Genomic DNA, 14,074 nt, shown 5'->3' on the forward strand with positions numbered 1-14,074 from the left:
CCTCGCGGCGATAGAGGTCGCGAAAGTCGGTCGTGTTGTGCGTGACGAGCACATAGCCGTCATCGACCGCGCGCCGGGTCACCAAATGGTCCTTGGCGCCTGCGAGGCCCAGCCAGCGCACATGGCTCGACTCGGGAAAACCCCGTTCGCGCGCCAGTTTCGCAAGCTCTGGGCTTAGGCATTCGTCGATCAGGAATTTCACGAAACGGCTGGCAGATCGTCGAGACGGATTGTGCGTGTCGACTTCGCCGCCGTGCTGCGCCACGCCGGCTTGACGGGCGGACGGCCACGCCGCGGATAGGCGAGCGCAAAGTCGGCCGCGAGCCCGATCTGGTCGAGAGTCAGTTGCGGATAGGCGGCACGGATCGTCTCGGGCGTATCGCCATTGGCGAGCATGTCGGCAACGTCATGAACAAGCACGCGTGTTCCAACAAAGGCCGGATGACCGCTAAGTACCGCTGGATCGCGCGCCACCATGGCCTTGGCTTTCCTCAGTCGGCTGAGGCCGGTCCTTACCCCGGCGGTGATCGGCTTCAGGTCGACCTTAAGCGGATCGTCCGCGACCACGGACGCAGCATCATCGGCAATGGCGTGCTCGACGATCCGCCGCCGCGCGGCAGGCGTCAGCGTCTCCGCCGTCAGCCAGGCGAGGCGTAGGCCGACGAGACCGGCTCCGATGATGACGCGGCTGCCGCGGCGTGTCTCGACACGGCCGTGTAGCAATCCGGCATCGATAATGCGATGCACCTGCTTGAGCGGCACCTGCGTTACCGCCGCCGCCTCATTGGCGGTGAGCACTTCGGTACTAAACCCCGGCGTGACAGTAATCCTTCCACATTGATGGAAGATATATAGTCACTCTGCCGTCCGCAGTCCAGCGAAGCTTTGCGGCAGCCAGGCAGGGCAGCGCCGGCGTGAGATTTGGAGGCAGAGGGGGAGGGGAGTTTCCTGACGGGCTTGGAGGTTCGGGGAGAGGCCCCGGGCCGCCCGTCATGGAGAACCTGACCATGGCAAAGAACGCCATTCAGAAGATTGCAATGAACGCCGCGGAAAACATTCCCTATGACAAGCTAACGCTGTCGCAGAAGAATGTCCGGCGCATCAAGGACGGCGTGTCGATCGAGCAGCTGGCCGAAGACATCGGACGGCGAAAGTTGATCCAGAGCCTGAACGTCCGTCCCGTGCTCGGCGGCGAGGGCGAGGAGACGGGCACGTTCGAGGTGCCCGCCGGCGGCCGGCGTTATCTCGCGCTCGGCATCCTCATCAAGCAAAAGCGCCTGGCGAAGAACGAGCCAATCCCCTGCATCGTCAACCGCGGGCAAGAGACCTCGGCCGAAGAGGACTCTCTTGCCGAAAACCTGCGGCGCGCCGACCTGCACCCGCTCGACCAGTTTCGGGCCTTCAAGACGCTCAGCGATCAGGGCCTCGATCCGGAGGAGATCGGCGCCCGCTTCTTCGTGTCGCCGGCGACGGTGAGGCAACGCCTGCGGCTGGCCTCGGTGTCACCGAAGCTTCTCGATCTTTACGAGAAGGACGAAATCCGGCTCGAACAGATCATGGCGTTTTCGATCACGGACGATCACGCGCGCCAGGAGCAGGTCTGGGAGCGGATTTCCAGCTCGCACATGCAGGAACCATACTACATCAGGCGCCTGCTGACTGAGACTACGGTCCGGGCCGATGATCGCCGTGCCGTCTATGTCGGCGCCGAGGGCTATGAGGCGGCCGGCGGCGTCATCCTTCGCGACCTGTTCGAGCAGGATGCCGGCGGTTGGTTCCAGGATGCGGCGCTCCTCGAGCAGCTCGTCTTCGACAAGCTCAAGGTGGATGCCGAGGCGATCCGCGCCGGAGGCTGGAAATGGGTCGAGGCGGCGATCAGCTTTCCCTATGGCCACACCTCCGGCATGCGGCGCATCTACGCCGAAGCGCAGGAACTGAGCGCCGAGGAGATCGAACGCTACGACGCGCTGAAGGCCGAATACGACAAGCTGGATGCGGACTATGCCCGGGCCGAGGACGCCGACGAGACAATCGAGGCGAAGCTCGACCAGCTGGGCGCCGAGCTCGATGCGATCGATGATCGCCCTCAAAGCTATGATTCCGCCCAGAAGGCCATTGCCGGTGTGTTCGTTACGCTTGCCGCGAACGGCAAGCTCCAGGTCGACGCCGGTTTTGTGCGGTCCGAGGACGAGCCGCGGGCCGAAACCGGCGATGTCGATGAAGGCGAAGAAGGGGGCGCCGACGGCGGAACCGGATCCAATGACGACGACGATGGCGAAGGTGTTGTCGTCAACGGCAAGCCGGTGGGTGACGGCTCAGGCGACGACGGCGAGGACGATGGCATCAAGCCGCTGCCCGATCGGCTCGTCTTCGACCTGACCGCGCAGCGGACGCTGGCATTGCGCAACGCGCTCGCCGGTGACGTCGACATGGCCATCGTCGCCGCACTCCATGCCTTCGTCCTGCAGGTCTTCTATCGCTTCGCGCCGGACACGTGCCTGGAGATCAGCCTGAAGAGCGGCAGCTTCAGCCAGGTCGACGGTCTTGCCGAGACATCCTGGGCCAAAGAGATCGCCGAGCGGCACGAAGCCTGGGACCGCGATCTACCCGATGAGGCGGAAGGCCTGTGGGACTTCCTTCTCGGCCTCGACGAAGCAAGCCGTAAGGCGCTGTTCGCGCACTGCGTCTCGCTGACCCTCAATGCGGTGGTCGAACCCTGGAATAGGCGAGCGAAGGCGCTCGAGCATGCAGATGTGCTCGGTCGCTCGCTTCAGTTCGACATGGTCGACGCCGGCTGGACGCCTACGGTCGAGTTCCTCGGGCGGCTCACCAAGGCGCGGATTCTACAGGCTGTCCGTGAAGCTCGTGGCGCAGACTCCGCACAGCTGATCGACCACATGAAGAAGGACATCATGGCCCGTGAAGCGGCCCGTCTTCTTGAGGGGTCGAACTGGCTGCCCGAACCGCTGCGTCTTTCCGGCGACGGCACTTCCGAGCCCGTCGATCAATCGGCGGACGGTGGGACGCTCGCCGGCGATGATCCGGACGAGACCGTGAGTGATTTGCCGGCGTTCCTTGAAACTGACGCCCGGCCATCAACCGGTGAGCCAGTGGCCAAAGACGGCGACGAGAACGATCAGCTCCACGCCGCCGAATAAGTCACACCATCATTCCGCTCAAGGCCCGGCACTCAAGCCGGGCCTTTCATCTTGTTTCGACGCGGACACCCGCATGCCGGGTATGCCTCGTTTCATGGAGATCTCTATGTTCCAGTGGGAAAAGAGCTGTTCCTATGATGAGCAGCAAAAAAGACGCTTTCACACGACGGCACGTGCAAGATTGAGGAGGCTCGCCACCGAGCTTGGTCTTTCGCCTGGCAGCTTTGACATCCGCTCCAACAAGGCCGGAGTGGCTGTATCAGGCGAAGTCACCCTGCACCACGATCGCGCCTACATCCAGATCGGCCAGTTCGGGCTTTCCTCCGGCCACGGTATCATGATCCGGACGTGCAAGAGCCGGGAGGACTACACCGGCGGCTCCAACCATTTTGTCGCGCTCACCATGCTTGATGACATTCCTGCACTCGCCGCGACGGTGCACGCGATCACAGGCGTCGGTCCTGAGAATTCGAGCGCATCCGGGTTCCGCGCCGCCTGACCTTTCCCCTCGCAACCAATGACCCGGTGGTATCGCCGGCGCAAAGTCGCTCGGCGGCGCTTGTCGCCATGTCAAATCGGAGGGCCCGGTCGATGAAGGACCTCGAGATCCACAAGTTCGTCGTTGTCTCCACGGCGCATGTTTCGGAAGCCACCGCGAAACGGCTTGACCATACCCCGGCGAAGGACTGGCCATGCGCCGGCGGGCCCTATGCCGAATACGGATGGTTCGTTTACGCACACGACGAGAACTCCGGCCCCGGCGAGAACGCCATTCCCGCCGATCTCTTCGACGTCATGACCTGGGCGCGCAGGCAAGGTTGCGAATACATCCTGTTCGATTGCGACGCCGACCAGGTGGACGGTCTGCCCGCCTATGACTGGTGACATCTTGCTCGCGGCGTCCTGGTGCGCGAGCACCAACTCGATTGACACCGGCGATTGAGCGGGGCCGGCAATACGCAGCGGTTGGCCCCGTCGCCACCGACCACCGTCTTTAGATCGACTCATCCAGCTCGGCTCCGCGCCGTAGCCTGACCATGCAGCCTCACCTCCGGCTCCACGGGGCGCCGGACTTCCCTTCAATCCGCCGATCGTCCACTGCCCGCGTCTTGTCGCGCGAGCGGTCGGCTCGGCCATTCTGGAAGCAAAGCCATGACCGACCATCCAGCTTTCCGCAAAGTCCGCGAGGGGATCGCCAGCCGCGAACAGATGTTTCAGCTGTTCGACAGGCATCGCCATACGCCCGGCATCGATCCTTTGTCGGGCACTCCCTATGCCGGCGAATGGTTCGAGATAACAGCCTCGACATACCATTTCATGCTCGGCCTTTTGCCGCCGCTTTTCATGCGCACCGGCATGTTTGGAATGTCCGAATACAAGGCCGGGTACGTCACCAGCGTCTTTTTTGCGGTCAGGATCCGTACTCGTGAACGCTGGTTCCATGGCTTCTGCGATCTTTCCGACAAGCGCAGCCCGGACGCCATGCGCGCAGCCATCATCGCTCATGAAACAGGGGCCGCCGACAGCATGACACGTGAGGAGAAGCTCGAAGCGATCTGGAACGCTACGCATCCCGACCTCAAGGGCATTGCCGGCAATGTGGATCCCGATGCCTGGCCGGCCGAACACCGAGGCAAGCCCACCATTCTCGTCAACGCCGGTGCGCAAGGCACTGTCCTCAAGCTTCTTGAGAACCTCTCCGATAAGGAGATCGATGAACTCTTATCGGTCTCGCTACCGCTCCGAAACTCACGCAGGGGAGGTGATGATGCGGACCGTTCGTAAGCCCCCTTGTCGGCAGCGAAACCTCCGCACGAGGCGCACTCCGCTTACTCGGCCGAAATGGGGCTCCGGATCGGCATCGCCACCGGCGAACGCCACCCGGTGCGCCGACAGTCGCCGACCTCGCTTGCTTCGGTCGAGGCAGCGGCCGAACGGCTTGCAAATGTTCCGACCCGAAAGGCTGCCCGACGCCGCACGACGGTCGCGCGAGACGGGGAAGGCTGAATTCTCCGCCCGGTTCGATCAGCAGGCTAGGCAGCTGCAATCGACGAAATCGGCATTACCACTAATAATGTCGACCGCATCAAAGGTGGTTAGTCAGCGGCGCGCGGCGCAGTAGCAAAACCCTTTCGGAACGGCACGACTTCCGCAACCGGGTGCGAGCATTCGGCCACCGCGACGGCCTCGATCAACAGATCCAGAGCCTGCCTTGCCTCTACCCTCGTGTGGACAGGTGCCCTGGAGATAGTAACAGGCACGCTCTAGATGGATACGGGCAGCTGATAAGTCGCTGGTCACCGCTCGCTCCGTCATTGCCGCCCACAGCTTTCGTGCCATGCAGGGGCTAATGGGGTGCAAATATCCACAGATGCATTTTAAGCAAATGTTAGCTAAGCCGCATATAACCCGCATTTCGCAAGGCACCGATGAAAAGGCTGGCATGGCCTGCGATATCCGTCTTTGCCTGCGTCGACAGTGGCTGGCTGGTCCAGGCCTCCAATGGCCCGATGAAGCTTGAGAAAGCACCGTTTATCAGGCAATGACGGGTCACGAGCCCTTGCTTCTCCAGAGCCAGAACGCCCGTTTGATCGCTTTGGTATCTTATGGCTGCGACCCGCTGGATCGCCGCATCACCATCGATCCGGACGTCGAAAAGCAGGGCGCCGCGGCTTATGGCGGCTATTTTCTCCGCCTTTTCGCTGAAGCTGATTGGAAGCGCGCGGACGCTTTCGACCGCCATCTGGAAAACCACCGCATCCAATTCATCCGCCGCCATAAGAGAAATTGCCCGCAAAAGAACGGCAATTGCAATCGGCTTGCGCAAAATGTCGGACGACGCCAGCGGGCCGCCGCTTATAAGTCGAACGATCAATATTTCGGTGCCTTGCTCGAACGAAGTCGCTTGGACGCGCGGTCAAAACGGTTGTTAGAAGACGAACTGGTTCAAACGTCGCTTGCCCGTCGATGGCCTTGTCCGGTAAGGCTCGCCGGGAAATGTGGGGCGAGGACCAATAGATCCGTAGCTTCACCATGCGACGACACATCGACTGACCCAAGTCGTTCTCACCAAGGAAGAGACAATGAAGCATCAGACCCGTCCATTTGTCGTGGAGGTCAAACAGAAGCGGCGCAATTCCAAGCAGAGCCACTCGATCTGGGGCGACGTCGACCTGTCCGGAATTGTCGCTGAAACGACGAGAGTGTCTGAGAAGGAGATGGAATTGCCAGATCGACAGCTTATTGACTCTGACGTGGCACCCATTGATGTTGAGGATGGGTATAAACCGCCAGCGGAGCACCTTATGGCCGAATCCCGGGGAACTGAATCAGTGCAGACCACCATCGAATTGCCTGCGAAAGCAGAAACAGTTGAAGTAAAGAAGAGGGCATCGAAAGCAGCCAAGGCCCAGCCAAAAGCTTCTGCGCGAAAGGCGGCCATCAAGTCCGCGCCTGCAGCAACTGACCCTCCCGCGACAGTTCGCAAGGCGCGCAAGATCTACTCCGTGAAGGAACGCGGCCAATTGCTCAGCCAGATCGAGAAGTTGATTGGTGGCGGCGCCAGCATCAAGAGCGCCACAGGTCAGGCCGGTATTTCGGAGCAGACCTATTATCAGTGGAAGAAGGTTGCAGCGCCAGCCGCAGACAGCGGCGATCTCCGCGATCTTGTCGCGCTCGAAGAAGAAAACAAGCGCCTCAAGAATCTGCTTGCCGACCGACTGCGCAAGGAAAATGCCGAGCTCAAGAAGAAGCTGGGCCTTGCGTAAGACATACTGAAGCATCGCCGGAAATTCCGCCGAAGCTCAGAGCGGCAGCGGCGGCATATCGCCTTCGCCGACCCGCCACACCCAAGAGCCGATCTCCGGACGCGTGGCGATCATTTTGTTGAGCGACGTTTCGAAGCTCTCGTCTGCTCCTGCCGGAACGACAAAGAGCGCGATCGGCTCGTCCCTGTTCAGAAGCAACGCGTTGGCGATCGGCTGGTCGGGTTGCAGGTCATAGCGCAATCCCTTCACGCTCTTCTCGCGAAGACGGGAAAGCCCATTGACGAGCCTTTTCTCCGGGACCGTCTCATAAGGAATCCAGTTCTCGGACACCACCATCAACGCGATTTCTTCGACAGTGGCGATGCCGGCCGGGTTCAGTCCGAAGGTTGCGATCGATATGAGATGTGAGCTCGAATCCGCTTCCCACAGCGACAACTCCTTCTCGAAACGTGTCTGCAAACGCCGATGCAATGCATCGTCGATCATGAAGGGGAAGCCGGGCAGGTGCCTGATGACGATTTTCTGAGCGGAGCGGGCGGGCACGATCTCCTTCACCTCGCCAACCAGGACGAGCAACTTTCGGGGACCGGATTTCGGCGGCAGCGCCATGCCGAGAACCGCGTTGCGGCGATGTTCGATCGCTTGCCTGTTCTCGGCGCGAAATGGCTCGGGCACAAACAGGATATCCGCGAGCGGTCCGCCCCTCACCGTCATTTGCCCGGCAGCATCGAGAAGGTGCCAGCGGACATTCCACCAATGTCGCTTGCCGGCCCATCGGGATGTCCAGACCGTCAATTCGGCCTCGTACCAGAGATAATGAAGGAGGCCACGCAGCGACATCCTCCTGGGGTCTCCGGTTACAGTCGCGGAGCTCTCGCCAACAGGCACGGACGCTGCCCGGCTCCCCGTCTTGGACAGGCTGAAATCGAGCTTTAGCGCCGCCATGCCACTTTGCGGATCGAGCTGTATCGCGTTGCCCATCAGCGCGCCCAGCCCGGACAGTTCGTAAGGGGATTCATAGGAATCACAGGATGGATCATGCCCGCCGCCGCTCAGCGGCATGCGCTTGATCAGATGAAGGTCGCCGATGCGGGCGATGTACATCGGGCAGCCCGGCTCGCGGCACAGGCATAGCGGACGCTCGGTGCGGGCATAGGCGTTCGCCAGCGCCGCCTGCAGATCAGGCGCTCCCTCCTCGTAGACCGCACGACCAATTCTGAACCGTCGCATCTCCTCCGCAGCTCCAGGTCGCCGCCGCATCCCTGTCCGCGCATTGAGTCACGACTTTGCACAGAGCGCAACCCGTGTGGACCGGCGCCAGAGGCAGAGGGGAGCCGGAGAAGTGCGGCCCGGCTGGCGCGGAGAGAGTGCCGCCGCGGGCGCCACTCCCCTCTCGCAAAGGACATCGCCATGAACATTGTTTCGACCACATCCACCGTTGCCCGGACGGCTGCTTCCCTCGCCGCGCCGGCACAAGACGCCATCGCCCAGGCGATCCACCAGGCGGCAATGCTGCTTTTGCCTTTCGTCGAACAGGGCAAGCTGTCACCACCGCCGCACTGCGCACCGCCATGACGGACAGCTTCGGCGGCAGCGATGCACAAGGGTTCTGGGTCTGGAAGGACGCCTATGAGGCGCTCGAAGTCGCCCAGGTGCTGTTTCTGCGCCGGTTCGGCCCTGCGGTTCTGTCCCGGTCCACCACGCCGCAGGCAACGCTGGCGATGATGAAACGCATCGCCGAAATTCTTCCGACCCACACACGGCGCTCCGATGAGAGCCAAGCCATGCAGCAGCTCTCCACGCCCTTGCCGCTGGCCTTCGTCACAGCGCACGCTGCGGCGATCGCATCTTGCGACCTCGTGCTCGAACCCTCGGCCGGCACCGGTCTGCTCGCCGTCCATGCCGAGATGGCGCGCGCCTCGATCGCCCTCAACGAGCTTGCCGGCACGCGGGCCGATCTCCTCGGCCTGCTGTTTCCCCGATTCCCCGTCTCACGGCACGACGCTGCGAATATCGACGATCATCTCGATGCTGCGATCAAGCCGTCCGTCGCTTGATGAATCCGCCCTTCACCGTCGGCGCCCATGTCGACGGCCACGTCGCCGATGCGGCATGGCGGCACCTCTCCTCCGCATTCGCACGCCTGCGTCCAGGCGGACGCCTCGTTGCCGTGACCGGCACCGGGTTGTCTCCCGAAAACCCCAAATGGCGGCCCGCCTTCGAGCGGCTGCAGCAGCAGGGCACCGTCATCTTCACCGCAGCGATCGACGGCCGTGTCTACGCCCGCCATGGGACGACAGCCGAGACCCGGCTGACAATTATCGACAAGGTACCGGTCGCCGACCCGACCGACTTCGTCCGGTCGCCCGGCAAGGCCAAGGATGTCGAGAAGCTGCTCTCCTGGATCATGGATCTGCCGCCCCGGACACCGGGCGGCTTTCCGGACTCGATCGGTGCATTGTCCAGTGGCATCGTGCGCAATGCCGCCATGCACATGGGTGCCCGATCGGGAGCGAGAGCCGCACCCCTAGCTGTCTCAACGGCTGCTCCAAAGGCCATCCAATCGGTCCGCCCGATAGCGCGGGTAAAGCCCAGCCGCCCCGTCATGGCGAGCACCACTCCGGCCGTGCCACTTGCCTATGAACTGCACGACTGGATGCCGAAGGAGGGCGGCCGGCTCACCGATACGATCTACGAACCCTACGCGCTCCAGTCGATCGACATTCCCCGCGCAAAGCCGCATCCGACGCCGCTGGTGCAGTCGGCCGCAATGGCCGCCGTCGCGCCGCCCAAACCTTCCTATCGACCGCTTGTTCCTGACGCGATCATCGACGAGGGCCTGCTGTCGGACGCCCAGCTCGAAAGCGTCATCTATGCCGGCGAAGCCCATTCCGGCCATCTCACCGGCACCTGGACGGTTGACGAGACCTGCGACGTCGTCTCGGCCGCGCCAGAAGGTGCTGCGAACGCTGTGCGCTTCCGCCGTGGATGGTTTTTGGGTGACGGAACCGGGTGCGGCAAGGGACGGCAAGTCGCCGGCATCATCCTCGACAACTGGCTGCAGGGCCGCCGCCGTGCGGTCTGGATTTCCAAGTCGGACAAATTGCTTGAAGACGCCCAGCGCGATTGGGCAGCCCTTGGCCAGGAAAAACTCCTCGTGCAGCCACTCTCGCGCTATCGGCAGGGCACACCGATCCGCCTTGCCGAGGGCATCCTGTTCACGACCCACGCAACGCTCCGCTCGCAGGAACGGGCGGGCAAGAAATCCCGGATCGCCCAGATTCTCGACTGGGTTGAACAAGAGGTGGGGACGGCCGAAGGCCCGACGGGGAACAGAAAAAAGTCAGCAGGAAGTGCCGAAAGACAGACGGGGATTAAAGAAAACCAGACAGGGATTGGAGAAAACCCGTCGGGGGCGAAAAAATCTTTCGATGGCGTCATCGTCTTCGACGAGGCCCACGCCATGGCCAACGCCGCTGGCGGCAAAAGCGAGCGCGGCGACGTCGCCCCGTCGCAGCAGGGGAGGGCCGGGCTGCGGCTGCAGCATGCCCTTCCCGACGCGCGCGTCGTCTACGTCTCCGCGACCGGTGCGACCGCGGTCGAGAACCTCGCCTATGCGCAGCGTCTCGGCATCTGGGGCAGCGAGGATTTTCCATTCGCCAACCGCGCCGAATTCGTCGCCGCGATCGAGGACGGCGGTGTCGCGGCGATGGAAGTGCTTGCCCGCGATCTCAAGTCGCTCGGTCTCTATGCGGCGCGTTCGCTTTCCTATGACGGTGTCGAGTACGACCTTCTCGAGCACGCGCTGACCGAGGAGCAGATCCGCATCTACAACGCCTATGCAGACGCCTTCCAGGTCATTCACAACAACCTGACCGCCGCACTCGAGGCGACCAACATCACCAGTGAGTCCGGCACGCTGAACCGCAACGCAAAATCGGCGGCGCGCTCGGCCTTCGAGAGCACCAAGCAGCGCTTCTTCAGCCATCTCATCACCTCGATGATGACGCCAACGCTGATTGGCGCGATCGAGCAGGACCTCGCCGACGGGCATGCGGCAGTCGTGCAGATCGTCTCGACCGGCGAGGCGCTGATGGAACGACGCCTCGCCGAGATCCCGACGGAGGAATGGTCGGATCTGCATGTCGACGTCACGCCGCGCGAGTATGTCGGCGGGTACTTGATGCACTCCTTCCCCACCCAATTGTTCGAGGAATACTCGGACGCCGAAGGCAATGTCTATTCGCGGCCTATCCACGACGAAGATGGCAACCCGGTTCAATGCCGGGAGGCTGTTCGCCGGCGCGACGAGATGATCGAAAAAATCGCATCGCTGCCACCGGTCGGCAGCGCCCTCGACCAGATCATCCATCATTTTGGCACCGACACCGTTGCCGAGGTGACCGGCCGCTCGCGCCGCATCGTGAAGAAGACCGGCCGAGACGGCATTGATCGGTTGGCCGTGGAAAACCGCCCTGGCTCGGCCAACGTCGCCGAGACCCAGAGTTTTATGGATGACGACAAGAGCGTACTAATCTTTTCGGATGCCGGCGGCACCGGCCGTTCCTATCACGCCGATCTCAGGGTCAGGAACCAGAGGCTGCGCAAGCACTATCTGCTCGAGGCCGGCTGGCGCGCCGACAACGCCGTTCAGGGTCTCGGTCGGACCCACCGCACAAATCAGAAGCAACCGCCGTCGTTCCGACCCATTGCCGCGAACGTGAAGGCTGGCAAGCGCTTCCTGTCGACGATCGCACGACGGCTCGACACGCTGGGCGCAATCACGCGTGGCCAGCGCCAGACCGGTGGGGCGGGGCTGTTCCGTGCCGAGGACAATCTGGAAAGCCCCTATGCACGGGCCGCACTTCGCCAATTCTATATGCTGCTGCACCAAGGCAAGATCGAGGGCTGCTCGCTCACGACCTTCGAGACGGTGACCGGGCTGTCGCTGACGACGGATGAAGGTGGTTTGCGGGACGAGCTGCCGCCAATCGCGACCTGGCTCAATCGCCTGCTGGCGTTGCGCATCGAAACCCAGAATCTGCTGTTCGAGGTCTTCGAGCAGCTGATGGCAGCCAAGATCGAAGGCGCCATCGCCGCCGGCAACTATGACAAGGGCCTGGAGACGATCACGGCGGAGAGCATCGTCGTCACCGATCGCCGCACCGTCTACGCGCACCCGATCTCGGGCGCGCAGTCGCATGTCCTGACCGTCGCGCGCAAGGATCGGGTTCGGCCGATCGGCCTCGTCGACGCACTGGCCATCGTCCGGGCGGAGCCGCAATCGGCTCTGCTGGTGAACGCCCGTTCCAGCCGTGCGGCGATCCGGCTGCCGACGGCGAGCCTGATGCTCGACGACGGCGCGATAGAGCACCGCGTGCGCTTGCTGCGGCCGACGGACGAGGTGCGCTTCGGTCTCGACGCCCTTGCCGAAACCCACTGGCAGCCGGCCGACCAAAAACTGTTTTGCGAGCTGTGGGACTCGGAAGTCGCGGCCGTCCCGGAGTTCACCACCAGCACCTTTCACATCGTGACGGGACTGCTGTTGCCGATCTGGCGTCGGCTGCCGGACCATGATTGTCAGGTCTACCGGATCCAGACCGATGCCGGCGAACGCATCATCGGCCGCCACATCGCGCCGACTCTGGTCGCGACCATGTTCCGCAATCTGGGGCTCGACGATGTACCCAAGCTCGCACCGGACGAGGCCTGGACCGGGCTTGTCGAGGGGCGGATCGGACTGCAGCTTGCCGATAGGCTGATTCTGCGCCGCAGCCGCGTCATGAACGACCACCGTATCGAGCTGATCGGCTTCACCGACGCCATGGTTCCGCGGCTGAAGGCGCTGGGGCTGATCGCCGAAATAATCTCCTGGAAGCTCCGGCTGTTCATTCCGACGAGCCCGCAAGGATCCGCCATCCTCGCCGCGCTCCTCGACCGCCATACGCTGGTTGAGGTCACCGACCGTACCTCGGCGGTTTGAGGGGAGGCGATCATGACCGCCTCGGCCTCCGAGCTGGCGCGCCGCCTTGGCGAACACGCCGAGGCGGTGTGCCGCGAATATCTCTGCAACGGCCATCGCTCCGGCAACTACTGGATTGTCGGCGATGTCCGCAACACGCGCGGCCGTTCCATGCATGTGCGGCTGAGGGCAAACGCCAAGGGCCCGGCGGGTAGGTGGGTCGACGAGGCGACGTCTGAATTCGGCGATCTGCTCGATGTCATCCGTGAAAATTGCGGCCTCGTCGAGTTCCGTGACATCGCAGATGAAGCGCGTCGCTTTCTCTCCATGCCGCTGCCACCGCCCCAGAACCAGTCTCAGCCCTTTGGCGCGCAGTGCCAGCCAGCCGCGAAACGCGGCTCCCCTGAGGCCGCGCGTCGCCTGTTCGCCATGTCCCAGCCGATCGCCGGCACGCTGGCCGAACGCTATCTTGCCGGTCGCGGCATTCTGCTTTCGACGCATGAGCGTGCCGTGCGCTTCCATCCCGACTGCTACTACAGGAATCTCGTTACGGGCGAGATGCATACACTTCCTGCGCTGATTGCCGCCGTGACCAATCTCGATGGGCAGATCACCGGCCTGCAACGCACCTGGCTTGATCCTTCGGGTCAAGGCAAGGCGCTACTCGCGGATCCACGCCGCTCGCTGGGGGATCTCCTTGGCAACCCAATCTGGCTAGGTCACCAACCCGGTGCGCCCGTACCGATCATGGCCGCGGGCGAGGGCCTCGAGACGATGGCCTCGCTACGGACTGTGATGCCGGCGCTGCCGGTGGCCGCGGCTACCTCGGCCAATCACCTCGCCGGCCTGAACTTCCCACCTGGCTGCCGTCGCCTCTACATCGCGGCCGATGCCGACGCCGCCGGCCGGCACGGCATCGAGCGTCTCAGCCAGCGCGCGGGCGAGTCAGGGGTCCTCGCCCTGGTGTTGCGGCCGCAGCTCGGCGATTTCAACGACGATCTGCGTCATCTCGGCCCGGCCCACCTCGCAGCATGGCTACATGATCAGCTCGTCCCGGAGGATGCCCGTCTCTTCCTGTCGGCCGGATGAACGGGCGGGGCGAGTAGCCGGGCAGGGGCGGTGTCGCCGGATAGCCTGCAGACATAGCGGCGCTCCACCAGAGAGGCCGCGCCTGCGGCCTGCCTGAG

At 63.1% G+C, this 14,074-nt stretch carries 12 protein-coding genes and 1 pseudogene; 9 read left to right on the forward strand and 4 right to left on the reverse strand.

Going from position 1 to position 14,074, the window contains the following annotated elements; genetic code table 11:
- Positions 1–13: 13 nt before the first annotated feature.
- Together NKH02_RS03960 and NKH02_RS03965 are read right to left on the reverse strand one after the other, a co-directional pair.
- A pseudogene (locus tag NKH02_RS03960) lies at positions 14–265 on the reverse strand (DUF5615 family PIN-like protein); the annotation flags it as partial.
- A complete protein-coding gene (locus tag NKH02_RS03965) occupies positions 199–798 on the reverse strand; it encodes a DUF433 domain-containing protein (protein ID WP_352876551.1) in 600 nt (199 codons plus the stop codon). The pseudogene NKH02_RS03960 and the gene NKH02_RS03965, both read right to left, overlap by 67 nt.
- 209 nt (positions 799–1,007) lie before the next feature.
- On the opposite strand from NKH02_RS03965, the gene NKH02_RS03970 reads away from it, so the two are divergent.
- The 4 genes from NKH02_RS03970 to NKH02_RS03985 all read left to right on the forward strand — a co-directional run bounded on the left by NKH02_RS03970 (position 1,008) and on the right by NKH02_RS03985 (position 4,943).
- Positions 1,008–3,158, forward strand: coding sequence for a ParB/RepB/Spo0J family partition protein (locus NKH02_RS03970; protein WP_352876554.1), 2,151 nt, complete (start codon positions 1,008–1,010; stop codon positions 3,156–3,158).
- A complete protein-coding gene (locus NKH02_RS03975; RefSeq protein WP_352876557.1) occupies positions 3,103–3,657 on the forward strand; it encodes a hypothetical protein in 555 nt (184 codons plus the stop codon). The genes NKH02_RS03970 and NKH02_RS03975 overlap by 56 nt, the downstream gene beginning before the upstream one ends.
- Before the next feature lie 92 nt (positions 3,658–3,749).
- Positions 3,750–4,043: a DUF5983 family protein gene (locus tag NKH02_RS03980; protein WP_352873104.1), complete on the forward strand. Its 294-nt coding sequence runs from the start codon at positions 3,750–3,752 to the stop codon at positions 4,041–4,043.
- 267 nt (positions 4,044–4,310) lie between these two features.
- Positions 4,311–4,943, forward strand: a complete 633-nt coding sequence (locus NKH02_RS03985; RefSeq protein WP_352873105.1) for a DUF1419 domain-containing protein — start codon at positions 4,311–4,313, stop codon at positions 4,941–4,943.
- Between the two features lie 604 nt (positions 4,944–5,547).
- Here NKH02_RS03985 and NKH02_RS03990 read toward each other — a convergent pair.
- Positions 5,548–5,937, reverse strand: a complete 390-nt coding sequence (locus NKH02_RS03990) for a hypothetical protein (RefSeq protein ID WP_502911038.1) — start codon at positions 5,935–5,937, stop codon at positions 5,548–5,550.
- Positions 5,938–6,241: 304 nt separating this feature from the next.
- Here NKH02_RS03990 and NKH02_RS03995 point away from each other — a divergent pair, with 304 nt between their 5' ends.
- A complete protein-coding gene (locus NKH02_RS03995) occupies positions 6,242–6,925 on the forward strand; it encodes a transposase (RefSeq protein WP_352876560.1) in 684 nt (227 codons plus the stop codon).
- 36 nt (positions 6,926–6,961) lie between these two features.
- Here the strand turns inward: NKH02_RS03995 and NKH02_RS04000 are convergent, their stop codons facing one another.
- The gene (locus NKH02_RS04000; protein ID WP_352876562.1) at positions 6,962–8,155 is read right to left on the reverse strand and encodes a DUF1173 domain-containing protein; all 1,194 of its coding nucleotides are present in this window, start codon (positions 8,153–8,155) and stop codon (positions 6,962–6,964) included.
- Positions 8,156–8,335: 180 nt separating this feature from the next.
- Between NKH02_RS04000 and NKH02_RS04005 the strand changes: the two genes are divergently transcribed.
- Genes NKH02_RS04005 through NKH02_RS04020 form a run of 4 tightly spaced genes read left to right on the forward strand, consistent with a single transcriptional unit; the run spans position 8,336 to position 13,976 of the window.
- Entirely contained in the window at positions 8,336–8,500 is a 165-nt protein-coding gene (locus tag NKH02_RS04005) for a hypothetical protein (RefSeq protein ID WP_352876564.1), read from the forward strand.
- On the forward strand, positions 8,497–8,982 hold the full coding sequence (locus tag NKH02_RS04010) for a hypothetical protein (RefSeq protein ID WP_352876567.1): 486 nt from the start codon (positions 8,497–8,499) through the stop codon (positions 8,980–8,982). Before NKH02_RS04005 ends, NKH02_RS04010 begins: the two co-directional genes overlap by 4 nt.
- Positions 8,979–12,908, forward strand: a complete 3,930-nt coding sequence (locus NKH02_RS04015) for a strawberry notch family protein (RefSeq protein ID WP_502913773.1) — start codon at positions 8,979–8,981, stop codon at positions 12,906–12,908. The genes NKH02_RS04010 and NKH02_RS04015 overlap by 4 nt, the downstream gene beginning before the upstream one ends.
- Positions 12,909–12,920: 12 nt before the next feature.
- Positions 12,921–13,976, forward strand: a complete 1,056-nt coding sequence (locus NKH02_RS04020; protein WP_352876569.1) for a DUF7146 domain-containing protein — start codon at positions 12,921–12,923, stop codon at positions 13,974–13,976.
- Positions 13,977–14,074: the final 98 nt, after the last annotated feature.

The organism is Mesorhizobium sp. M1396, assembly GCF_040317725.1.
In the GTDB taxonomy this organism is placed as follows: Bacteria; Pseudomonadota; Alphaproteobacteria; order Rhizobiales; family Rhizobiaceae; genus Mesorhizobium.

Excerpts from the sequence above, each read along its gene's own strand:
- NKH02_RS04010 (WP_352876567.1), top strand. The coding sequence starts at position 8,497 with ATGACGGACAGCTTCGGCGGCAGCGATGCACAAGGGTTCTGGGTCTGG.
- NKH02_RS03985 (WP_352873105.1), top strand. The coding sequence starts at position 4,311 with ATGACCGACCATCCAGCTTTCCGCAAAGTCCGCGAGGGGATCGCCAGC.
- NKH02_RS03980 (WP_352873104.1), top strand. The coding sequence starts at position 3,750 with ATGAAGGACCTCGAGATCCACAAGTTCGTCGTTGTCTCCACGGCGCAT.
- NKH02_RS04020 (WP_352876569.1), top strand. The coding sequence starts at position 12,921 with ATGACCGCCTCGGCCTCCGAGCTGGCGCGCCGCCTTGGCGAACACGCC.
- NKH02_RS04005 (WP_352876564.1), top strand. The coding sequence starts at position 8,336 with ATGAACATTGTTTCGACCACATCCACCGTTGCCCGGACGGCTGCTTCC.
- NKH02_RS03990 (WP_502911038.1), bottom strand. The coding sequence starts at position 5,937 with ATGGCGGCGGATGAATTGGATGCGGTGGTTTTCCAGATGGCGGTCGAA.
- NKH02_RS03995 (WP_352876560.1), top strand. The coding sequence starts at position 6,242 with ATGAAGCATCAGACCCGTCCATTTGTCGTGGAGGTCAAACAGAAGCGG.
- NKH02_RS03970 (WP_352876554.1), top strand. The coding sequence starts at position 1,008 with ATGGCAAAGAACGCCATTCAGAAGATTGCAATGAACGCCGCGGAAAAC.
- NKH02_RS04000 (WP_352876562.1), bottom strand. The coding sequence starts at position 8,155 with ATGCGACGGTTCAGAATTGGTCGTGCGGTCTACGAGGAGGGAGCGCCT.